The sequence below is a fragment of the Brevundimonas intermedia genome (assembly GCF_004614235.1).
In the GTDB taxonomy this organism is placed as follows: domain Bacteria; phylum Pseudomonadota; class Alphaproteobacteria; order Caulobacterales; family Caulobacteraceae; genus Brevundimonas; species Brevundimonas intermedia_A.
Window position 1 is genome coordinate 1,507,737 of record NZ_SPVH01000006.1, and the last position, 20,368, is coordinate 1,528,104.

The following is a 20,368-nucleotide window of genomic DNA, read 5'->3' on the forward strand; positions in this document are numbered from 1 at the left end:
TCGGGCGACTGTCATTAATGACGCCGCGTCATCTTGAAAAGATGCGTAACGTCGCGTGAGTTCCGCCGTGCGATCACGCCTGCGGCAAGTCTGTTACCCGGTGTGCCTTGCCTTAACGCCTTCAAAGTCCGAAATACCGGGAATGGTCACCCTGATCGACACCCTTCAGCGCAAGCCTTCCGAGCTGCGTCACCCCGAAAAGCAGAACCGGCCCGAGTCGGTGGTTCTGAAGAAGCCAGACTGGCTGAGGGTCAAGGCGCCCGGTTCGGGCCAGTACAATGCGACCAAGGAGATCGTGCGCTCCAAGGGGCTGGTGACGGTCTGCGAGGAAGCGGCCTGTCCGAACATCGGCGAGTGCTGGAGCCAGAAGCACGCCACCTTGATGATCATGGGCGACACCTGCACGCGGGCCTGCGCCTTCTGCAACGTCAAGACGGGCCTGCCCCAGCCGCTGGACCCGGAAGAGGCCGGCAAGGTCGGTCTGGCGGTTCATCAGATGGGCCTGAACCACGTGGTGATCACCTCGGTCGATCGCGACGACGTGTCGGACGGCGGCGCCGCCCACTTCGCCGAGGTGGTGCGCCAGATCCGCATCCAGGCGCCGGGCACCACCATCGAGATCCTGACGCCCGACTTCCTGCGCAAGGACGGGGCGGCGGCCGTGATGATCGACGCCAAGCCGGACGTCTTCAACCACAACCTTGAGACCGTGCCGCGCCTGTATCTGAAGATCCGGCCCGGCGCCCGCTACTTCCACTCCTTACGCCTGCTGCAAATGGTCAAGGAGCGCGACCCGGAGCAGTTCACCAAGTCCGGCATCATGGTCGGCCTGGGCGAGACCAAGGAAGAGGTCATGCAGGTGATGGACGACATGCGCTCCGCCGGCGTGGACTTCATCACCATCGGCCAGTATCTGCAGCCGACGCGCAAACACGCCGCCATCGACCGGTTCGTCACGCCGGAAGAGTTCAAGGCCTATGAGGCGATCGCCCGGGCCAAGGGCTTCCTGATGGTGTCCTCGTCACCGCTGACGCGTTCGTCGCACCACGCCGGCGACGATTTCGCTCGGTTGAAGGCGGCGCGCGAGGCGCAGCTGCGTCGCTAAGTCCCGCATGGCCGTCCACCGCGTCACGCGCATCCTTCCCTATGCGCCCGAACAGCTTGCCGATCTGGTCGCTGACGTGCGCGCCTATCCCGACTTCGTGCCGTGGGTCACGTCGATGCGCGTCTGGAACGAGCGGGCCGAGGGCGAGGGCGTCACTGTGCTGGACGCTGAGGCGGGGGTCGGCTTCTCCTTCCTGAAGGAGCGGTTCTCCACCTGGGTCCGGCATGACCGGAACGCGCCCAAGGTCGAGGTCGGCCTGCTGCGCGGCCCGTTCAAGCATCTAAAAAACCGGTGGGAGTTCTTTCCGCACCCCGACGGCGCGCGGCTGGAGTTCATGATCGACTTCGCCTTCAAGTCGAAGATGCTGGACCTGATGCTGTCGGCCAACTTCGACCGGGCGGTGGAAAAGCTGATCGGCTGTTTCGAGGCCGAGGCGAAGCGGAGATACTCCAGGCCATGAGTTTCGATTTCGACGCGACCGTCGTGGGCGCCGGGGCTGTGGGCCTGGCCTGCGGTCGGGCGTTGTCGAAGCGGGGCCTGACGGTGCTGGTGCTGGAGAAGGAAGGCCACATCGGTCAGGGCGTCTCGTCGCGCAATTCCGAGGTCATCCATGGCGGCCTCTATTATCCGACCGGATCGCTGAAGGCGCAGTTCTGCGTCGAGGGACGGCGCGCCCTCTATGACTTCCTGGCCAGTCGCAAGATCGATCATCGCAAATGCGGCAAGCTGGTCGTGGCGACGCAAGAAGACGAGGTCGAGCGTATCGAAGCCATCTTCGAACAGGCGACGGCCAACGGTGTCGAGGGGCTGGAGCACCTGACCGGCGCCCAGGCGCGGGCGCTTGAGCCCGATCTGAACGCCCACGCCGCCATCCTGTCGCCCGAGAGCGGCCTGTTCGACAGCCACGGCTATATGCTGGCCCTGCAGGGCGAGATCGAGGATGCGGGCGGGTCGGTGGTGGTGTCCGCGCCCTTTGAGGGCGCCGAATCGCTGCCGGGCGGCGGGTTTCGTGTGCGCGTGGGCGGGGAGGGAGCGATGAAGATCACCAGCCGCCTGCTGGTCACCGCGCCCGGCCTGTCGGCTCAGGCCGTGGCTACGGCCATCGACGGCTATCCGGCCAGCGACATTCCCGCCGGTCATTTCGGCAAGGGGGTCTATTTCCGTCTGGTCGGAAAGGCGCCGTTCGACCGGCTGATCTATCCGCCGCCCATCCCCGGCGCCCTGGGCACGCACTATCGCAAGGACCTGGGCGGGCAGGCCGTGTTCGGCCCCGACCTGGCCTATGTCGAGACCGAGGACTATTCGGTCGATCCGGCCAAGGCGGAGGTGTTCGCCGCCTATATCCGCCGCTTCTGGCCCGGCCTGCCCGACGGCGCCCTAACGCCGGACTACGCCGGCATCCGGCCCAAGCTGCATGGGCCGGGCGAGCCGCAACCGGACTTTCAACTGCATGGGCGCGAGCATCACGGCATCGACGGCCTGATGGCGCTGTTCGGCATCGAGAGTCCTGGTCTGACCAGCTCCCTGGCCATAGGCGAGGCCGTAGCCGCCGCCTTGACGGAGATCGCATGACCGAACGCGAGAAGATGCTAGCGGGCCTGCCCTATGATCCGGGCGATCAGGACTTGCGGGACGGTCGCGCCCGCGCGGTCGGCCTGACCGTCGCCATCAACGCCGAGCCGGATCGCGAGCGGCGCGGCGTCCTGGTCAATAAACTGGTGAACGCGGCCGATGGCAAGGCGGTGATCATGCCGGGCTTCTTCTGTGACTATGGCGTCAACATCCATATGGGAGCGCGGGCCTTCGCGAACGCCAACTGCGTGTTCCTGGACTGCGCCGAAATCCGCATCGGCGACAACTTCCAGGCTGGGCCTGGAGTGCAGCTTCTGACGCCGGAGCATCCGCTGGACGCCGTGGCGCGTCGCGGCGAGGAAACGGCGCGGCCCATCGTCATCGGCGACGACGTCTGGATCGGCGGCGGCGCCATCATCCTGGCCGGCGTCACCGTCGGGGATCGATCGGTGATCGGCGCCGGTTCGGTGGTGACCAGGGATGTGCCGTCGGATGTCGTGGTGGTCGGGAATCCGGCGAAGATCGTGCGTCGCCTGACACCTGCTTAAACGCCTTGAAATCGTCGCGGGGTTCATGCATAAGCCGCGCCTCGCGTGGCGGTCCCCCGTTCTTCCTTTGAAGGGTTCAGGGCCGCCGCTATCGTTTTCGCGCTTGATCAGGCTTCGGCTCTGGGCGGCGCCCGACTTAGAAGATTGAGACGGACATGGCCGTTCCGAAGCGGAAAGTATCCCCCTCGCGTCGCAACATGCGCCGCGCCCACGACGCCCTGACCTCGAACGTCTATGTCGAGGACAAGGACACCGGCGAGCTGAAGCGCCCGCACCACATCGACCTGAAGACCGGCACCTATCGCGGTCGCCAGGTCATCACGCCGAAAGAAGACTAGTCTTTCAGGCGATCCTGGCTTCGGCCGGATGACGATTTTAACGGCGCGCGGTGACCCGCGCGCCGTTTTCGTGCGTTCAATGCGGTGAAGCTTCCTCTGGAGACGCCGCATGATGATTCGTTTCACCGCCGTCAGCGCCTGCGCGCTGCTGACGCTCGCCGCCTGTGACCGCCAGGAACAGCCTGCCGCTCCGGCTCCCGTGACCGCTGCGCCGGCTGTGGAGACGCCCGCAGCGCCCGCTGCAGACCCCAACGCCCTGACGGCCGAAGGGCTGGGCCCCGTGCGAATCGGCATGACGCGCGCCGAGCTGGTGACGGCCTGGGGCGATGATTCTCAGCCGAACGCCGTCGGCGGCGCCGATCCGGAGACCTGTGACGAGTTCCACCCGGCCAATGCGCCGGCGGACGTGCGGGTCATGATCCAGAACGGCGTCCTGACGCGAATCACTCTGGCGCGCGGTGCGACGAACAAGACCGATCGTGGATTTGGCGTCGGCGACGCCGCCATGGCGATCAAACAGGCTTACGGCGGCGCCCTTTTCGCCCAGCCGCACAAATACCAGGATGCGCCGGCTGAAGATCTGTTCGTCTGGTCGCGTGGCGGCTCGACGTCCTATGTCACCGATCCGGCGGCACGCGGCGTGCGCTACGAAATCGGCAGCGACGGCAAGGTGATGATGGTTCACGCCGGCGACCCGTCGATCCAACTGGTCGAGGGCTGTTCCTGACGCCAGCCGACGATGTCGGCATTGGCGTTTTGCGGGGAGGCGGCTAAACCGTCGGACCTCCCTTGCCCCTTGAGCCAAAGAGCCGAGCCATGACCGACATCGCCGACATCGTCGCCCGCCAGATCCTCGACAGCCGGGGCAATCCGACGGTGGAAGTCGATGTCACGCTGGAAGACGGCTCCTTCGGCCGCGCCGCTGTCCCGTCGGGCGCCTCGACCGGCGCGCACGAAGCCGTCGAACTGCGTGACGGCGACAAGGACATGTGGGGCGGCAAGGGCGTGCAGAAGGCGGTCGACGCCGTCAACGGCGAGATCTTCGACGCCCTGTCCGGCATGGACGCCGAGCAGCAGCGCCGCATCGACGAGGCGATGATCGATCTGGACGGCACGCCCAACAAGGCGCGTCTCGGCGCCAACGCCATCCTGGGCGTGTCCCTGGCCGTCGCCAAGGCCAGCGCCCTGTCGGCCAATCAGAAACTGTATCGCTATCTCGGCGGCGTCTCGGCCCGTGTCCTGCCGACCCCGATGATGAATATCATCAACGGCGGCGCACACGCCGACAATCCGATCGACATTCAGGAGTTCATGATCCTGCCGACCGGCGCTGAGACCTTCTCGGACGCCGTGCGCATGGGCGCCGAAATCTTCCACGCGCTGAAGAAGCAGCTGAAGGATGCGGGTCACAACACCAACGTCGGCGACGAGGGCGGCTTCGCCCCGAACCTGGCCTCGGCCGACGAAGCGCTGAGCTTCATCACCAAGGCAGGGCAGGCGGCGGGTTATCTGGCCGGTGAAGACTTCCACCTGGGCCTGGACGTCGCCTCGACCGAGTTCTTCAAGGACGGCAAATACATCATGACCGGCGAGGGCAAGACCGTCGATTCCGACGGTATGGCCGCCTATCTGGTCGATCTGTGCGAGCGTTTCCCGATCGTCTCGATCGAGGACGGCATGGCCGAGGACGACTTCGACGGCTGGCGCCTGCTGACCGAACGCCTGGGCGACCGGGTGCAGCTGGTCGGCGACGACCTGTTCGTGACCAATCCTGCGCGCCTGGCCGCCGGCATCGGCGAAGGTCTGGCCAACTCGATCCTGATCAAGGTCAACCAGATCGGCACCCTGTCCGAGACGCTGGACGCCGTCGATATGGCCCACCGCGCCGGCTACACCGCCGTCATGAGCCACCGCTCGGGCGAGACCGAGGACTACACCATCGCCGACTTGGCCGTCGCCACCAACTGCGGGCAGATCAAGACCGGCTCGCTGGCGCGTTCGGACCGGGTGGCGAAATACAATCAGCTGCTGCGCATCGAAGAGATGCTGGGCGACCAGGGCGTCTATTTCGGCGACGGCATGCTGCTGAAGTAAGAATGGAATTGTCGGCGGAGAATCAGCGTTCTCCGCCGACTATCTTACGGTCAAGCTACATTTCGTTAGGCATTTTCGGGCACAGTCCATGAACTGTGTTTTCGCGCTCAGAAGGAGCGTTTTAAGTGCCCGAACGGATGAAACCTTACCGCCTGTCCTTCGCCCTGTTGTTGTTGCTTGCCTATCTTGGGGTGCAGGCGCTGACGGGCGAGCGCGGCTTGCTGAGCGGCTCTTCCCGCGATGCCCTGCTGGGGCAGCGCGAGGACCAATTGGCGCATCTGACCGAACAGCGTCGCGACCTTGAGACGCGCGTTCGCTATCTGCGCACCGACAGTCTGTCCCGTGATCTTCTGGAAGAGCGCGCGCGCGCCGTCTTGGGCTTCTCGGACCCCCGCGACTATGTGATCCGCGTGCCGGGGCCCGCTGTTCAAGGGTGAAAACCTTCGCCACTTGAACTATTGTTACAGGGCGGCTCCCACCCCTTTGCCTTCCGGGAAGGAAGGCTGCTAAAGCCCCTTTCCGTAACGATAAGAAGGCGCCGGTTCTCGACGCCTAGCCGGGAGATACCGGATGGCGAAAGCCCCAGCCAAATCCGCTCAGACGACTTCGCCTGACAAACTGCCCAACACGCCGACGGCGTCCAAGGAGGATCTGCTTCGCTTCTATCGCGAGATGGTCCTGATCCGTCGCTTCGAGGAGCGTGCAGGTCAGCTCTATGGCATGGGTCTGATCGGCGGCTTCTGCCACCTGTACATCGGCCAGGAAGCCGTGGCCGTCGGCGTTCAGGAGAGCGTCAAACAGGGCCACGACAAGATCATCACCGGCTACCGTGACCACGGCCACATGCTGGCCGCCGGGATGGATCCCAAGGAAGTTATGGCCGAGCTGACCGGCCGCAGCGGCGGCTCGTCCAAGGGCAAGGGCGGTTCGATGCACATGTTCGACGTGCCGACCGGTTTCTACGGCGGTCACGGCATCGTCGGCGCCCAGGTGGCGCTGGGCACCGGACTGGCCTTCGCCGGCAAATATCGAGGCGACGATTCGGTGGCCTTCGTCTATTTCGGCGACGGCGCCTCGAACCAGGGTCAGGTCTACGAGAGCTTCAACATGGCCCAGCTGTGGAAGCTGCCGGCCATCTACATCATCGAGAACAACCAGTACGCCATGGGCACGAGCATCGAACGCTCGTCGTCCACGACCGAGCTGTACCAGCGCGGGGCCAGCTTCGGCATTCCGGGCGAACAGGTGGACGGCATGGACGTGCTGGCCGTGCGCGACGCCACGGCGCGTGCGGTCAAACGCGCCCGCGAAGGCGGCGGTCCCTTCATTCTGGAAGTGAAGACCTATCGCTATCGCGGTCACTCGATGTCCGACCCGGCGAAATACCGGACCAAGGAAGAGGTGGACGAGGTCAAGAAGACACGCGACCCGATCGATCACCTGAAGATGCTGCTGTCGGCCGCCAATGCGACCGAGGACGAGCTCAAGGCCATCGACACCGAAATCAAGGCGATCGTCGCCGAAGCTGTTCAATTCGCCCAAGAGAGCCCGGAACCCGATCCGTCCGAGCTCTACACCGACGTCTACGTGGAGGCCTGATCCGTGACCGACATTCTGATGCCGGCGCTGTCCCCCACGATGGAAGAGGGCACGCTGACCAAATGGCACATCAAGGCAGGCGACACGGTGTCGGCTGGCCAGGTGATCGCCGAGATCGAAACCGACAAGGCGACGATGGAAGTCGAGGCCGTGGATGAAGGCGAAGTGCTGGAAATCCTGGTCGCCGAAGGCTCCGAAAACGTGAAGGTCAATACGCCGATCGCGCGTCTGGCTGGCGAAGACGGCGCAGCGGCGCCCGCGCCCAAGGCTGAATCCGACAAGGCTCAGGCCGATGCGCCCAAGGCTACGGCCGAAGGCAAGACGGGCGATCCCGAAAAAGCCCCGGCCCAGACCTCGACCCCCAAGGTCGAGCTGCGCGACCCGGAAATCCCGGCCGACACCAAACTGGTCAAGACGACCGTGCGCGACGCCCTTCGCGACGCCATGGCCGAAGAGATGCGTCGCGATGATCGCGTCTTCCTGATCGGTGAGGAAGTCGCCCAGTACCAGGGCGCCTACAAGGTCAGCCGCGACCTGCTGCAGGAGTTCGGCGACCAGCGCGTCGTCGACACCCCGATCACCGAGCACGGCTTCGCCGGCCTGGGCGTCGGCGCCGCCATGTCGGGCCTGAAGCCGATCGTCGAGTTCATGACGTTCAACTTCGCCATGCAGGCGATCGACCACATCATCAACTCGGCCGCCAAGACCCTGTATATGTCAGGCGGTCAAATCCGGGCGCCTATCGTGTTCCGCGGTCCGAACGGCGCCGCCTCGCGCGTCGGCGCGCAGCACAGCCAGGACTATTCGGCCTGGTATGCTCAGGTTCCGGGTCTGAAAGTCGTCGCGCCCTATGATGCCGCCGACGCCAAGGGCCTGCTCAAGGCCGCCATCCGCGACCCGAACCCCGTCGTCTTCCTCGAACACGAGATGATGTACGGCCTGGAGTTCGACGTGCCGGACGTCGAGGACTACGTTCTGCCGATCGGCAAGGCCAAGGTCCGTCGCGAAGGCAAGGACGTGACCATCACGGCCCACAGCCGCATGGTCGGCTTCGCCCTGCAGGCCGCCGAGAAGCTGGCTGAAGAGGGCATCGAGTGCGAGGTCGTCGATCTGCGAACCCTGCGTCCGCTGGACACCGACACCATCGTCGAGAGCGTCAAGAAGACCAGCCGTCTGGTCTCGGCCGAAGAGGGCTGGGGTCCGATGGGCGTCGGCGCCGAGGTCGTGGCCCGCGTCATCGAACACGCCTTCGATTATCTGGACGCCCCACCGTTGCGGGTGCACCAGGAAGACGTGCCGCTGCCCTACGCCGCCAATCTGGAAGTCTTGTCGCTTCCGGGCGTGGACAAGATCGTGGCGGCCGTGAAGCAGGTGACGGCATGACGGCTGCGGCGCTGCCGATTCCGGAAGAAATCACTGCCGACGGTGAGAGCGTGACCGAACTTGCCAGAGTTTGGTGGAATGGAGACGTTCCCGCGATGGTTATTCGTCCCGCTTTGCGTGATCCGGCGCTGATGGGCGGTGTCCTTGCCGAATTGGCTTGGAACTTCTCTAGAGCCTATGCTGGCAGTCACGGATTAGATCAGGAGCAGGCGCTCCAAGGGATCGTCCAAGGTTGGCAGGACGCGCACAGGCGCGCCGAAGGTCTTAAGGGAACGCCCCTGATGCCGAGCGTTTCCGTCGCCAAAATCTCGGGAGAATGATGGCATGACCGATATCCTAATGCCCGCCCTGTCTCCCACCATGGAAGAGGGCGTTATGGCCAAGTGGCACGTCAAGGTCGGAGACGTCGTCTCGGCCGGCGACGTGATCGCCGAGATCGAGACGGACAAGGCCACGATGGAGGTCGAGGCCGTCGATGAGGGCGAGATCACCGATATCCTGGTCGCCGAAGGCACGGAAGGCGTGAAGGTCAATACGCCCATCGCTCGTTTGAAAGACGAGGGCGCTGCCGCCGCGCCCAAGGCCGCGGAAAAGCCCGCCGCCAAGGCCGAGGAGGCGCAGAAGGCCGAAGCCGCTCCCGTCGCTGAGGCGCCCAAGGCTGCTGCTGCCGCCGCTCCGGCGCCCGCTGCGCCGAAGTCGGAAAACGGCGAGCGCATCTTCTCTTCGCCCTTGGCGCGTCGCATCGCCGCCCAGAACGGCGTTGATCTGAAGTCGATCAAGGGCACCGGCCCGCACGGCCGCATCGTCAAGCGTGACGTGGAGGGCGCGCCGAAGGGCGCCGCTCAATCGGCCGCCTCGACGGCGACCGCCGCCGCCGGGACCTCGGGCATTGAACCGCGCAAGGCTCAGTCGCTGGCCCAGATGGGGATCCCGGACGGCAGCTACGACCTGATCCCGCTCGACGGGATGAAGAAGGCCGTGGCGCGTCGCATGGTCGACAGCATCCAGAACGTGCCGCACTTCCCGCTGTTCATCGACTGCGAGATCGACCAGCTGATGGCCGTCCGCGCGAAGGTGAACAAGATGCTGGAGCCGCAGGGCATCAAGGTGTCGGTCAACGATTTCGTCATCAAGGCTGCGGCCCTGGCCTTGAAGATGGTGCCGGAGGCGAACGCCTCCTACACGCCCGAAGGCATCGCCATGCACCACAACGCCGACGTCTCGATGGCCGTGGCGATCGACGGCGGCCTGATCACCCCGATCATCAAGAAGGCCGAAACCAAGGGGCTGGCGCAGATCGCGACCGAGTCCAAGGACCTGGCCAAGCGCGCCCGCGAACGCAAGCTGAAGCCTGAAGAGTTCCAGGGCGGCACCTTCTCGGTGTCCAACTTGGGCATGTTCGGGATCAAACAGTTCACCTCGATCATCAACGAGCCGCAAGGCTGCATCATGAGCGTGGGGGCGGGCGAGCAGCGCGCGGTCGTCAAGAACGGCCAGGTCGTTGCGGCCACCGTCATGACCGTCACCCTGACTTGCGATCACCGCGTGGTGGACGGCGCGACCGGCGCCCGCTTCCTGCAGGCGTTCAAGCCGCTGATCGAAGATCCCGTCGCGATGCTGGCGTAAGGGGAGGGTGAGGTCATGACCTCGGTCTATGACTTCTCCGCCCGCGCCATCGACGGCACGGAGGTTTCGCTGGACCGTTTTCGCGGTCAGGCGCTGTTGATCGTCAATACGGCGTCCAAGTGCGGTTTCACCGGTCAATATGACGGGCTGGAGAAACTCCACCGGACGTTCGCCGATCGGCCGTTCGAGGTGCTGGGCTTTCCCTGCAACCAGTTCGGCGAGCAGGAGCCCGGCAGGGCGGCGGAGATCGCCGCCTTCTGCGCCACCAGTTTCGACGTGACCTTTCCCCTGTTCGACAAGGTGGAGGTCAACGGGCCGAACCGGCATCCGCTCTATGCCTGGCTGACCGAACAGAAGCGGGGCTTCCTCGGCTCCAAGGCCATCAAGTGGAACTTCACCAAGTTCCTGACCGACCGCGAGGGCAGGGTGGTCGCCCGCTACGCCCCGCAAACAGAACCCGAGGCCATCAAGGCCGACATCGAGAAGTTGATCTGATCATGGCTGCTGAATTCGATCTCGTCGTCATCGGCTCGGGCCCCGGCGGTTACGTCGCGGCCATCCGCGCCAGCCAACTGGGCCTCAAGGTCGCGATCATCGAGCGCGAAAATCTGGGCGGCATCTGCCTGAACTGGGGCTGTATCCCGACCAAGGCCCTGCTGAAGTCGGGCGAGAAGTTCGAAAGCCTGAGCCATCTGAAGGAATACGGCCTGTCCGCCTCGGACGCGTCGTTCGACTTCGACGCCATCATCCAGCGCTCGCGCGGCGTCGCCAAACAGCTAAATCAGGGCGTCGGCTTCCTGATGAAGAAGAACAAGATCGAGGTGATCGAGGGCTCCGCCAAGCTGGAGAAAGGCGCCGCCGCGCCCAAGGTCGTCGTCGATCTGAAGGGGGGCGGCTCGCGCACTCTGGAGGCCAAGTCGGTCATGCTGGCCGTCGGCGCCCGCGCCCGCGCTCTGCCGCAGATCGGTCTGGAAGCCGACGGTGACCGGATCTGGGCCTATCGCGAGGCCATGGCGCCGAAGTTCCTGCCCAAGTCGATCGTCGTGATCGGCTCGGGCGCCATCGGCATCGAGTTCGGCAGCTTCTATCGCGCCCTAGGCTGCGACGTGACCGTGGTCGAGGCCGTGGACCGCGTCATGCCGGTCGAGGACGAGGAGGTCTCCAAGGCCGCCCAGAAGTCGTTCGAAAAGCGCGGCGTGAAGTTCAAGCTGGGCGCCAAGGTCACCAAGGTGAGCAAGGACGCCAAGGGCGTGAAGGTCGCCGTCGAGATCGGCGGCAAGGCCGAGACCCTGGAGGCCGAGGTCTGCATCTCGGCCGTCGGCATCACCGCCAACACCGACGGCATCGGCCTGGAGGCGCTGGGTCTGGAAATGGACCGCGGCCACGTCAAGATCGACGGCCACTGCCAGACCAACGTCAAGGGCCTGTACGCCATCGGTGACTGCGCCGGCGCACCCTGGCTGGCGCACAAGGCCTCGCACGAAGGCATTCACGCCGCCGAACATATCGCCGGCTTCAAGACGCCCAACGTCCATTCGCCCATCGCCGGCTGCACCTACGCCCAGCCGCAGGTCGCCTCCGTCGGCGTCACCGAACAGGCCGCCCGCGCCGAGAAGCGCGAGGTCAAGATCGGCCGCTTCCCGTTCCGCGTGAACGGCAAGGCCATCGCCTCGGGCGACACCGACGGCTTCGTCAAGGTGATCTTCGACGCCAAGACCGGCGCCCTGATCGGCGCCCATATGATCGGCCACGAAGTGACCGAGATGATCCAGGGCTATGTCACCGCCATCACCATGGAGGCGACGGAAGAAGACATCCACGGCATCGTCTATCCGCACCCGACCATGTCGGAAGCCATGCACGAGGCCGCGCTGGACGCCTATGGGCGTGTGATCCACATCTGATAATGACCGAAGTCACCGAGATGTATTCGGAGATCGCTGTGGCGATCGCTGTCTGGAACAGCTTGGAATCGGATTTCATCGAGTTGTTGGGGGCTCTGTCTTCGGACCCGTACGCGATAGCGGTGATTTCGGTGCGTGTGGGCTCCGAGAGCGTATGCGAGTCTCTCCGATCGCTAGCGCGCGACCGGGTTGATGAGCCACTCGTTTCTCATGTCGATCAGGCCACGAAGGCGTTCTCGATTCTTCGCGAGTATCGAAATCAGTTCGTGCACCGCGTGACCTGCGTCATTCCTGGCGATCCGCCACGTGCGTTCACCTACGCAAGACGTGCTAAGAATGGCCTTGAGATCGATCGAGGAGAACTGACCCTAGCGGACCTGAGCAGATGGCAGGAAGGCATGAAGAATCTCAGCCATTACGTCACGTGGATATCATCGCAAGTGACGTGGCACCGAAACGCGCTGGACGATCCACCTCAAGCATTTCGAGCAAAAGCATCTGAGGTCGATCTTATGGATCTACCCATGCCGCTCAATCGGCCATGGATAGCTTGGGACGCTGAATAGGTGCGGGCCATCCTCAGCGCTTCTTGCCCAACTCCGCCGCGATGTCCTTGGTCATGCGGCCGACCTTGCGGTGGGCGGCGGTGATCTGGTCGCGGGTCACGCCCCAGCGTTTCATGAAATATTCGACCGACTGCCGCTCAGACAGGTCGATGCGTTCCTTGTCGATGAAGCCGCGCTTGTCCTTGAGGCCTGCCATGGTCGGCTCCGTCTGTTGCGATAGATCGTCGGGTTAGGCCTTCTCGACGAAGCTGTCGATCACGCGCTTCTCGCCGGCCTTTTCGAAATCGACCAGCAGTTTGTTGCCCTCGATGATGCGGACGTTGCCGTAGCCGAACTTCTGGTGGAAGACGCGTTCGCCCTTTTTCCAGCCGGAGCTGGACTTGGGATCGGCGGTGGCGATCAGACGGCCGTCGCCCTCGATCACGGCCTTGCGGGCAGGGAGCTTGTTCGGCGTCTGGGCGGCGGTGAAGGATTGGGCGCGTTTCCAGCCGGGTGAGGAATAGCCGCTGCCGAAGGAGGGCGCGTCGTCCCAGCGGCTCTTGGCCTCTTTCATACCGGCCGAGGCGCCGTAGTAGCCGGTGTCGGATTGCGGGTCGACGTGGGCGATGGGCAGTTCGTCGACGAAGCGGCTGGGCAGTTGCGAGGTCCAACGGCCGTAGACCAGGCGGTTGGCGGCGAAGGATATGCGCGCGTCCTGCTTGGCGCGGGTGACGCCGACATAGGCCAGGCGGCGTTCCTCTTCGAGGCCCTTTTCGCCCTTTTCGTCGATGCTGCGCTGGCTGGGAAAGACGCCTTCCTCCCAGCCGGGCAGGAAGACCAGCGGGAACTCCAGCCCCTTGGCGCCGTGAAGCGTCATGATCTGAACCGCCCCGTCGCCGTTCGGATCGTCGCTGTTGGCGCGTTCCAGGTCCATGACCAGGGAGACGTGCTCCAGATAGGCCTGCAGCGTCTCGAACTGCTGCATCGACTGGGTCAGTTCCTTCAGGTTGTCCAACCGGGTCTGGCCGCTGGTCCGGTCGGCCTTCTGCATATCGGTGTAGCCGCTCTCCTCCAGCACCGTCTCCATGACCTGCCAGTGGGGCGTGGTCTCGGACAGGGCGCGCCAGCGATCCACATCGCGCACGAAGTTGGACAGGGCGGTGCGGGTGCGAGCCTGAAGCTCGTCGGTGTTGATCAGGCCCCGCACAGCCGTCAGGGCCGACAGGCCGTGCTGGCGGGCAAGTTGCAGAACCTTCTGCACGCTGGTGTCGCCGATGCCGCGCTTGGGCACATTGACGATGCGCTCGAAGGCCAGATCGTCGTCCTCGGACTGGATCAGCCGCATATAGGCGTGGGCGTCGCGGATCTCGGCCCGTTCGAAGAAGCGCGGGCCGCCGATGACGGCGTAGGGGATGGCCAGCATGACCAGCCGCTCTTCGAACGCCCGCATCTGGAACGAGGCGCGGACCAGGATGGCCATGTCCTTGTATTTCAAACCCGGCTCGCCCGCGTGGGGGCGGCGTGCGGTCTCGATCTCGTCGGCGATCAGGCGGGCCTCGGCCTCGCCGTCCCAGACACCGCGCACCCGCACCTTGTCGCCGCTGTCGTCCTCGGTCCACAGGGTCTTGCCTAGGCGATCTCGGTTGGCGGCGATCAGGCCCGAAGCCGCGCCCAGGATGTGGCTGGTCGAGCGATAGTTCCGTTCCAGCTTGACGATCTTGGCGCCGGGGAAGTCGCGCTCGAAGCGCAGGATATTGTCCACCTCGGCCCCGCGCCAGCCGTAGATCGACTGGTCGTCGTCGCCGACGCAGCAGACATTGCCGGTCGAGGCCGTCAGCAGCCGCAGCCATAGATATTGGGCGACGTTGGTGTCCTGGTACTCGTCGACCAGGATGTAGCGGAATCGCCGACGATATTCGTCCGCCAGATCAGCGTGTTTGGACAAGATAGTGATGTTGTGCAGCAGCAGGTCGCCGAAGTCGCAGGCGTTCAGGCTGCGCAACCGCGCCTGATATGCGGCGTACAGGCCCTGGCCCTTGCCGTTGGCGAAGTCTTCGCCGGGCGGCAGTTTCTCGGGGGTCCAGCCGCGGTTCTTCCAGTGGTCGATCAGGCCGGACAGCGACTTGGGCGTCCAGCGCTTGGTGTCGATATTGGCGGCTTCCAGCAACTGCTTCAGCACCCGTTCCTGGTCGTCGGTGTCCAGGATGGTGAAGCTGGATTTCAGCCCGACCAGTTCGGCATGCCGACGCAGGATCTGGGCGGCGACCGAGTGGAAGGTGCCCAACCAGCGCAGCCCCTCGGCCGACGGACCGATCAAATGGGTGATCCGCTCGCGCATTTCGCGCGCGGCCTTGTTGGTGAAGGTGACGGTCAGCAGTTCCCAGGGCTTGGCCCGGCCGGTCGCCAGGATGTGCGCCAGCCGTGTGGTCAGAACCCGCGTCTTGCCGGTGCCGGCGCCGGCGAGGACCAGAACCGGCCCTTCGGTCGTCTCCACCGCTTCACGCTGTTCGGGGTTCAGCCCCTTCAGATAGTCGCGCGACGCCTCACCCTCGGGAGCGCGGGCTCGCGCCAGGTCGGAAATGCGGGGGGCGGGGAGATCGGTCACAGGCGCAGAAACATCCGTCAGTCAGATTCGAAACCGGAACATAAGGGGACCGCGCGGCAATGTCAGGGCCGACGCCACAATGAAACCTCGGAACCGGCAGGGCGACGGCAGGTTCCTAGGTGCGATGCAGCGAAACACTGACACGAGGAAGGCGGCGTCAGACCGCAAACGGCAGGGCAAGAAAGCCGGGTGGCTGGCCTTCGTTCTTGGCATGGCCGGGATGTTCGTGATCATGGCGGTTTGGGTCGCCTTGGTCGAAATGGGCCAGGACCCGCATGCCGACGTCGAATTCATCGGGCAGCCGCAATCCGCCGACGCGGGATCTCGCGAGACTACTTCAGACTATAGGTGATGGTCGTGACGACGCGGACCTTTTTGTCGATTGAGGCGGCCTCGTCGCCGCCTGCGCCATCGCGCGGCAGAATCTCGAACGAGCCCTGGGTGGCCTGACGGATCGGGCCCAGCGGCGTGCCGCTGTCCTTGGCGAACTGTTCCGCGCCGGTGCGCGCCGCCGCCGTGCCTTCGGCGATCATCTGCGGGCGGACATCGTTCAGCTTGGTGAAGATGTAGGACGGTCCCTGGAAGTCCTGCAACACCACGTCCTGACGGACGAGGTCGTTCAACAGCCGCGTCGTGGCCTGAACCCGCGCCACATCGTTGGTTCGCACGATCACCGTCTGGGCCAGGATGAAGCGGGGACCGCCATTCTGTGCGGCGTATTCGCGCGACCGTGTGTCCGCGACCTCCAGCCGGCCCAGTTCGATGGTCTCGGCAGGATAGCCCTGGGCGGCCAGGAAGCGCCGTACAAGCGCAAGGTCGCCGTCGATCTTGGTCTGCACTTCCGACAGAACATCGCCCGATGCGGTGAAGCGCAGCGGCAGGACGGCGAGGTCGGCCTTCACATTGCGTTCGGAAAGGCCGCGCACCGTCACCGTGCGGTCGCCTGCACGCGCATGGATGACGCCCTGACCGATCAGGGCGCCGGCCCCGATGAAGCCGAGGGCCAGAAGGCCGCCCATCACGGCGGCGGGGATCAGACGATTGTCGGTCATGACGCGGTCTCCATTCGGCTGACGCTACGCCTGTCGTCCATGGTCCGCCACCCAGTCCAGGGCCAGCAGACGACAGGCGGAGGCGAGGGGGCGGCGGCCGCGATTGGCGTCGATCTCGGCCAGAAGCTGAGCCTTGCTGAGTTCACGTGCGGCGGCGATCCGGTCCAGCACGGCCCAGAACTCGGGCTCCAGCGCGACTGAGGTGGCATGGCCCGCCAGGGCGACCGAGCGTTTGCTCAGGCTGCTCAACGCGCGGACTTCAACACGATCTCGGCCGAGGCCGGTGCGTCGTGGGTCAGGATCGCGTGACGGGTGTCTGTGACGAAGACCAGGGCGCCGGCAGCGTCGCGGATTTCGGCGCGGGCGGCATAGGTGTGGCGCGGATCGATCTGAGACGTCGGGAAGCCCAGGGTGACGCGATAGGGTGGTCCACCGGTCAGCGGCTCGCTGGCCTCGGCCAGCACCTGGGCCGGGGCATCGGCCAGACTGACATCCTCGACCCTGACCGTCAGGACATGGCCGGGCGGCAGCATGATGCGCTCGCGATAGCTGGCGGTCACGTTCACGACGGTCGTTCCCGTCGTCATTTCCGGTGCGGTCGCGCAGGCGGCCAGAACCAGGGCGGCGGGCAGGATCAGGGGGGCGTTTCGCATGACGATCTCCTTTGTCGTTCTCAGTGTGTCACACTCCGGCGCAAGACGTGAGCGGCGCCGCCGGCTTTGCGATGATAAGCGAACTGTCCGCCGCCGGAGATCGACCTTGAGCCGCCCCTTCGTCATCGCCGCCATCGCCATCTGCGCCCTGATATGGGGCACGACCTGGTATGCGATCACCCTTCAACTGGGGCCGGTCGATTCGATCGTTTCCATCGTCTGGCGGTTCGGTCTGGCGTCGGCGGTGCTGTTCGCCTTCTGCGCCGTGACGCGACGGCCTTTGCGCCTGACCCGGCCCCAGCATCTGGCGGCTATCGGGCAGGGCGCCTTCGTCTTCGCGGTCAGCTATGGCTTCGTCTATGCGGCCGAGGGGCAGGTCGCGTCGGCCGTGGTCGCGGTGATCTTCGCCGCCCTGGCCTTCGTGAACCTGATCCTGTTCCGGCTGATGGGCGGACAGAAGGCGGCGCCCGCCGCGTGGATCGGCGCGGTCCTGGGCGTCCTGGGCGTGGGCGTGCTGTCGTTCGGACAGATCACGGCGGCCGGCGCAGGCCTCAATCCGGGGCTGGGGGTCGTCTTCGCCCTGACCGCCGTCCTGGCGTCGGCGTTCGGCAACTGGTTCGCCTGGAAGGGACAGCAGGCCGGCGCGCCGGTGATGGCCGCCACGTCCTGGGCCATGGCCTATGGCACGGCGATGCTGGCGCTGTATGGCCTGGCGACCGGCGTAACGTGGCGGATCGAGCCGACGCCGCACTATGTTCTGTCGCTGCTCTATCTGTCGCTGTTTGGGTCGGTGGTCGCGTTCGGCCTGTATTTCTCCATCGCACGTCAGCGCGGCTATGCCCTGGCCAGCTATATCTCGGCGCTGACGCCGCCCATCGCCATGCTGGTGTCGGTGATCTTCGAGGGCGCTCGCTTCGGGTGGAGCGCCCTGATCGGACTGGCGCTGGTGCTGGCGGGGCAGGTGATGCTGATCCGCGCGCCCAAGACCTGAGCCGTCAGTCGTCCGACTTCGGATCGCGCTTCTGACCGTCCAGAAGTTTGTCTGCCCGATGACGTTCCAGAGCGGTCAGCGCCTTGTCGGCCTTGGTTCGACCGTGGACCACGCGATTGGCGGCGGCTTGGGCTTTGTCCTCTGCCTTGGCGCGCGTCTTTCGCGCCCGGTTCAAATTGACGATCTCGCCCATGATCAGGTCTTCGGCGGCTCTGCCGGCGCTTCTGCGGGCGTGGGCGGCGGCGCCAGCACCGCAGGCACCTGCGACTCCGAGATGGTCGTCTGGGGGATAAAGGGCTGGTTCGCCGGACGCTCGCCCAGCCGGGTCCAGGCGTCGGGGCCGAGCCCGCGCTTGCGACCCAGTTCGAACATGGCGGTCATGGTCTCCTGGTCGAACTTGAGGCTTGAGGCGGCGACATTGTCGGGAATGGCCGACAGGGCCATGTCCAGGCCGTTGCGCCGCGCGAAAGCCGCTGTCACCGCCAGATGGATGCGCAGCGACGACTTGCTCATGCTGTCATAGGTCCGCGCCAGGATGCCGGACAGGCGGCCGGGCGTGACGCCGTCGTTGCGACCGACCTGACCGTTGACGATGACATAGAGGGCGCCGACACGCCCCTCGTCCTCGGGCCGGCTCCAGAGCATCAGGTCTTCCGGTATGGCGAGGAAGGGCGTGTTGACCCCGCCGTCAACGTGCATTTCCAGCACGACCTTGTCGTCGTCCTGAAGACCCGCGATCAGCACGGGCGGGAAGACGCCCGGAATGCTGGCGGAGGCGACCAGCACCTCCTTGAACAGTTCGCGGGCGTTCTCGTCGCCCTGGGTCGCCAGCAGGCCCATGTCCCAGATGACGGTCTGCTCACTGTCCAGATCTGTCGTGGCGACCAGCAGGCGACGGCCCTTGGCGTTTTCGCGTGCGACAGCCTGCATCAGTTCGGGCGTGACGTTCTCGTCCACCAGGTTTCGCAGAGCCTGCGACGAGAACAGGCTGGGGTTCAGGAAGGCGGCGAAACTGCGCCAGCTCAGCAGATTGTTCGCCCCGCCGCTGGTGTAGGCGTGCTGAAGCTCGTCATCCCATTCCGAGCCCAGGAAGGCGAAGGGAGCCGCAAGGGCGCCGGTGCTGACCCCCGTGACGACGTCGAACACCGGACGGTCGCCCTGTTGGGTCCAACCGACCAGCAGCCCGGCTCCATAGGCGCCGTTGGCCCCGCCGCCTGACAGGGCCAGGATCGATGTCGGATGATCGGGCCGCAATCGTTCGCCGATTTCACGGGTGAAGGCCTGCAGCCTCGCGCTATCGTTGGCGCGAATGCGGGGATCCTCGGCCTTGATCAGCGTGCCATCGGTGATCCTGAGCGGGCCGGTCGGCCGATCCAGGGTGCCGCACGCGGTCAGCGCCAAGGCCATGACGATGCCGAACAGGCCCGATCCGATCCGCCGCATGCGTTTGCTTCCAGCCCTATGTCGAGAAATGCTTTCTACCGCTTCGGGCCGTCCCCTGTCACCACATCACAGAACAAGCGTCGCCGTTTGAAACCCGCCCTGACGCCGCGTGTTCTCACCGGCAGGACAAACCGAACTGTTGGAGACAGACATGGTCGACGTTTCGCTCATCAAGGAACATCTCGAAGTCGTAGGCTCGGACGGCGGCCATGTGGGGCGTGTCGATCACGTCCTGGGCGACCAGATCGAGCTGGCGAAGCTGGATTTCGCCGGCGGCTTCAAGCACCACCTAATCCCGGTCAGCTGGGTCGAGAAGGTCGATGACAAGCACGTCCACCTGAACCTGACCCAGGAAGACGCCAAGGCGCGCTGGACGGAAAAGCCGCACTGATCACGGCGACTTAACGCGAATTCATCGAAGGCCCCGCTGCACAAGCGGGGCCTTATCGCTATCTAGGAGGCGTCGCATGAGGCGGCGCTGGAGCTTCGACCTTGATCCGCCTGATCCTGAATATTCTGTGGTTCGTGCTCGGCGGCTGGCTGTCAGGCCTGCTGTGGTTGTTCGGTGGAGCTATTCTGGCGCTGACTGTCGTCGGTCTGCCGTGGACGTTCGCGGCGTGGCGCATCGCCAGCTATTCCTTCTGGCCTTTCGGCCGTGAGGTCGTGTGGCAGGACGCGCATCCGGTGGCAGGCTGCCTGGGCGTCGTGCTGAACATCGTCTGGTTCGTCGTCGCCGGCTGGTACATCGCCCTGACGCATCTGATCATCGCGGTGGCCGAGTTCGTCTCCATCATCGGCATTCCCTTCGCCCTGAAGGATCTGGAACTGGCCAAGCTGGCGCTGGCCCCGGTGGGTCGCACAATTCGCGACAAGGCCTGACGCCAACGAAAAACGCCGACGTCGCGGGACG

The 20,368-nt window shown here is 65.1% G+C and carries 26 protein-coding genes; 18 read left to right on the forward strand and 8 right to left on the reverse strand.

Annotation, left to right across the window (positions count from 1 at the left end):
* Positions 1 to 142 precede the first annotated feature (142 nt).
* The 15 genes from lipA (at position 143) to EGY25_RS13880 (ending at position 12,735) form a co-directional block, all read left to right on the forward strand.
* A complete protein-coding gene (gene lipA, locus EGY25_RS13810) occupies positions 143 to 1,105 on the forward strand; it encodes a lipoyl synthase (RefSeq protein WP_135195506.1) in 963 nt (320 codons plus the stop codon).
* 7 nt (positions 1,106 to 1,112) lie between these two features.
* Positions 1,113 to 1,565 (forward strand): type II toxin-antitoxin system RatA family toxin, encoded by a 453-nt coding sequence (locus tag EGY25_RS13815; protein WP_135195507.1) that lies wholly within the window; start codon positions 1,113 to 1,115, stop codon positions 1,563 to 1,565.
* Entirely contained in the window at positions 1,562 to 2,677 is a 1,116-nt protein-coding gene (locus EGY25_RS13820; protein ID WP_135195508.1) for an NAD(P)/FAD-dependent oxidoreductase, read from the forward strand. The genes EGY25_RS13815 and EGY25_RS13820 overlap by 4 nt, the downstream gene beginning before the upstream one ends.
* On the forward strand, positions 2,674 to 3,225 hold the full coding sequence (locus tag EGY25_RS13825; protein ID WP_135195509.1) for a sugar O-acetyltransferase: 552 nt from the start codon (positions 2,674 to 2,676) through the stop codon (positions 3,223 to 3,225). The genes EGY25_RS13820 and EGY25_RS13825 overlap by 4 nt, the downstream gene beginning before the upstream one ends.
* Before the next feature lie 155 nt (positions 3,226 to 3,380).
* Positions 3,381 to 3,563 carry a 50S ribosomal protein L32 gene (gene rpmF, locus EGY25_RS13830; protein WP_026108365.1) on the forward strand — a complete coding sequence of 61 codons (183 nt, stop codon included), beginning with the start codon at positions 3,381 to 3,383 and terminating at the stop codon, positions 3,561 to 3,563.
* Between the two features lie 109 nt (positions 3,564 to 3,672).
* On the forward strand, positions 3,673 to 4,290 hold the full coding sequence (locus EGY25_RS13835; RefSeq protein WP_245159467.1) for a hypothetical protein: 618 nt from the start codon (positions 3,673 to 3,675) through the stop codon (positions 4,288 to 4,290).
* A gap of 89 nt (positions 4,291 to 4,379) precedes the next feature.
* Positions 4,380 to 5,657 carry a phosphopyruvate hydratase gene (eno, locus tag EGY25_RS13840; protein WP_135195510.1) on the forward strand — a complete coding sequence of 426 codons (1,278 nt, stop codon included), beginning with the start codon at positions 4,380 to 4,382 and terminating at the stop codon, positions 5,655 to 5,657.
* A 137-nt stretch (positions 5,658 to 5,794) separates the two neighbouring features.
* A complete protein-coding gene (locus EGY25_RS13845; RefSeq protein WP_135195658.1) occupies positions 5,795 to 6,094 on the forward strand; it encodes an FtsB family cell division protein in 300 nt (99 codons plus the stop codon).
* Positions 6,095 to 6,227: 133 nt separating this feature from the next.
* Positions 6,228 to 7,256, forward strand: coding sequence for a pyruvate dehydrogenase (acetyl-transferring) E1 component subunit alpha (gene pdhA, locus EGY25_RS13850; RefSeq protein ID WP_135195511.1), 1,029 nt, complete (start codon positions 6,228 to 6,230; stop codon positions 7,254 to 7,256).
* Between the two features lie 3 nt (positions 7,257 to 7,259).
* Positions 7,260 to 8,639, forward strand: a complete 1,380-nt coding sequence (locus EGY25_RS13855) for a pyruvate dehydrogenase complex E1 component subunit beta (protein ID WP_135195512.1) — start codon at positions 7,260 to 7,262, stop codon at positions 8,637 to 8,639.
* Entirely contained in the window at positions 8,636 to 8,959 is a 324-nt protein-coding gene (locus tag EGY25_RS13860) for a DUF5076 domain-containing protein (RefSeq protein ID WP_135195513.1), read from the forward strand. Before EGY25_RS13855 ends, EGY25_RS13860 begins: the two co-directional genes overlap by 4 nt.
* A gap of 4 nt (positions 8,960 to 8,963) precedes the next feature.
* Positions 8,964 to 10,265, forward strand: a complete 1,302-nt coding sequence (locus tag EGY25_RS13865) for a pyruvate dehydrogenase complex dihydrolipoamide acetyltransferase (protein ID WP_135195514.1) — start codon at positions 8,964 to 8,966, stop codon at positions 10,263 to 10,265.
* 15 nt (positions 10,266 to 10,280) lie between these two features.
* On the forward strand, positions 10,281 to 10,760 hold the full coding sequence (locus EGY25_RS13870) for a glutathione peroxidase (RefSeq protein ID WP_135195515.1): 480 nt from the start codon (positions 10,281 to 10,283) through the stop codon (positions 10,758 to 10,760).
* A 2-nt stretch (positions 10,761 to 10,762) separates the two neighbouring features.
* Entirely contained in the window at positions 10,763 to 12,169 is a 1,407-nt protein-coding gene (gene lpdA / locus EGY25_RS13875) for a dihydrolipoyl dehydrogenase (RefSeq protein WP_135195516.1), read from the forward strand.
* Between the two features lie 2 nt (positions 12,170 to 12,171).
* Positions 12,172 to 12,735: a hypothetical protein gene (locus EGY25_RS13880; RefSeq protein ID WP_135195517.1), complete on the forward strand. Its 564-nt coding sequence runs from the start codon at positions 12,172 to 12,174 to the stop codon at positions 12,733 to 12,735.
* Positions 12,736 to 12,748: 13 nt separating this feature from the next.
* Here EGY25_RS13880 and EGY25_RS13885 read toward each other — a convergent pair whose 3' ends face one another.
* The 6 genes from EGY25_RS13885 to EGY25_RS13905 form a co-directional block, all read right to left on the reverse strand.
* Positions 12,749 to 12,931, reverse strand: a complete 183-nt coding sequence (locus tag EGY25_RS13885) for a DUF3606 domain-containing protein (RefSeq protein WP_135195518.1) — start codon at positions 12,929 to 12,931, stop codon at positions 12,749 to 12,751.
* A gap of 33 nt (positions 12,932 to 12,964) precedes the next feature.
* Entirely contained in the window at positions 12,965 to 15,319 is a 2,355-nt protein-coding gene (locus EGY25_RS13890; RefSeq protein WP_432417375.1) for an ATP-dependent helicase, read from the reverse strand.
* Positions 15,320 to 15,476: 157 nt separating this feature from the next.
* Complete coding sequence (locus EGY25_RS16590; RefSeq protein ID WP_167762555.1) at positions 15,477 to 15,626, reverse strand: hypothetical protein; 150 nt, start codon at positions 15,624 to 15,626, stop codon at positions 15,477 to 15,479.
* 25 nt (positions 15,627 to 15,651) lie between these two features.
* Positions 15,652 to 16,371, reverse strand: coding sequence for an SIMPL domain-containing protein (locus tag EGY25_RS13895; protein ID WP_135195520.1), 720 nt, complete (start codon positions 16,369 to 16,371; stop codon positions 15,652 to 15,654).
* Positions 16,372 to 16,395: 24 nt separating this feature from the next.
* Positions 16,396 to 16,620 (reverse strand): ribbon-helix-helix domain-containing protein, encoded by a 225-nt coding sequence (locus EGY25_RS13900; protein WP_135195521.1) that lies wholly within the window; start codon positions 16,618 to 16,620, stop codon positions 16,396 to 16,398.
* Positions 16,617 to 17,024, reverse strand: a complete 408-nt coding sequence (locus EGY25_RS13905) for a YbaY family lipoprotein (RefSeq protein WP_135195522.1) — start codon at positions 17,022 to 17,024, stop codon at positions 16,617 to 16,619. The genes EGY25_RS13900 and EGY25_RS13905 overlap by 4 nt, the downstream gene beginning before the upstream one ends.
* Positions 17,025 to 17,130: 106 nt before the next feature.
* On the opposite strand from EGY25_RS13905, the gene EGY25_RS13910 reads away from it, so the two are divergent.
* A complete protein-coding gene (locus tag EGY25_RS13910; protein WP_135195523.1) occupies positions 17,131 to 18,015 on the forward strand; it encodes a DMT family transporter in 885 nt (294 codons plus the stop codon).
* A 4-nt stretch (positions 18,016 to 18,019) separates the two neighbouring features.
* Here EGY25_RS13910 and EGY25_RS13915 read toward each other — a convergent pair whose 3' ends face one another.
* Positions 18,020 to 18,208, reverse strand: a complete 189-nt coding sequence (locus EGY25_RS13915; RefSeq protein ID WP_135195524.1) for a DUF4169 family protein — start codon at positions 18,206 to 18,208, stop codon at positions 18,020 to 18,022.
* Positions 18,209 to 18,210: 2 nt separating this feature from the next.
* Positions 18,211 to 19,458 carry a patatin-like phospholipase family protein gene (locus EGY25_RS13920; RefSeq protein ID WP_135195525.1) on the reverse strand — a complete coding sequence of 416 codons (1,248 nt, stop codon included), beginning with the start codon at positions 19,456 to 19,458 and terminating at the stop codon, positions 18,211 to 18,213.
* Between the two features lie 151 nt (positions 19,459 to 19,609).
* Here EGY25_RS13920 and EGY25_RS13925 point away from each other — a divergent pair, with 151 nt between their 5' ends.
* Together EGY25_RS13925 and EGY25_RS13930 are read left to right on the forward strand one after the other, a co-directional pair.
* The gene (locus EGY25_RS13925; protein ID WP_135195526.1) at positions 19,610 to 19,849 is read left to right on the forward strand and encodes a DUF2171 domain-containing protein; all 240 of its coding nucleotides are present in this window, start codon (positions 19,610 to 19,612) and stop codon (positions 19,847 to 19,849) included.
* Positions 19,850 to 19,950: 101 nt separating this feature from the next.
* Complete coding sequence (locus EGY25_RS13930) at positions 19,951 to 20,337, forward strand: YccF domain-containing protein (RefSeq protein ID WP_135195527.1); 387 nt, start codon at positions 19,951 to 19,953, stop codon at positions 20,335 to 20,337.
* Positions 20,338 to 20,368 lie beyond the last annotated feature (31 nt).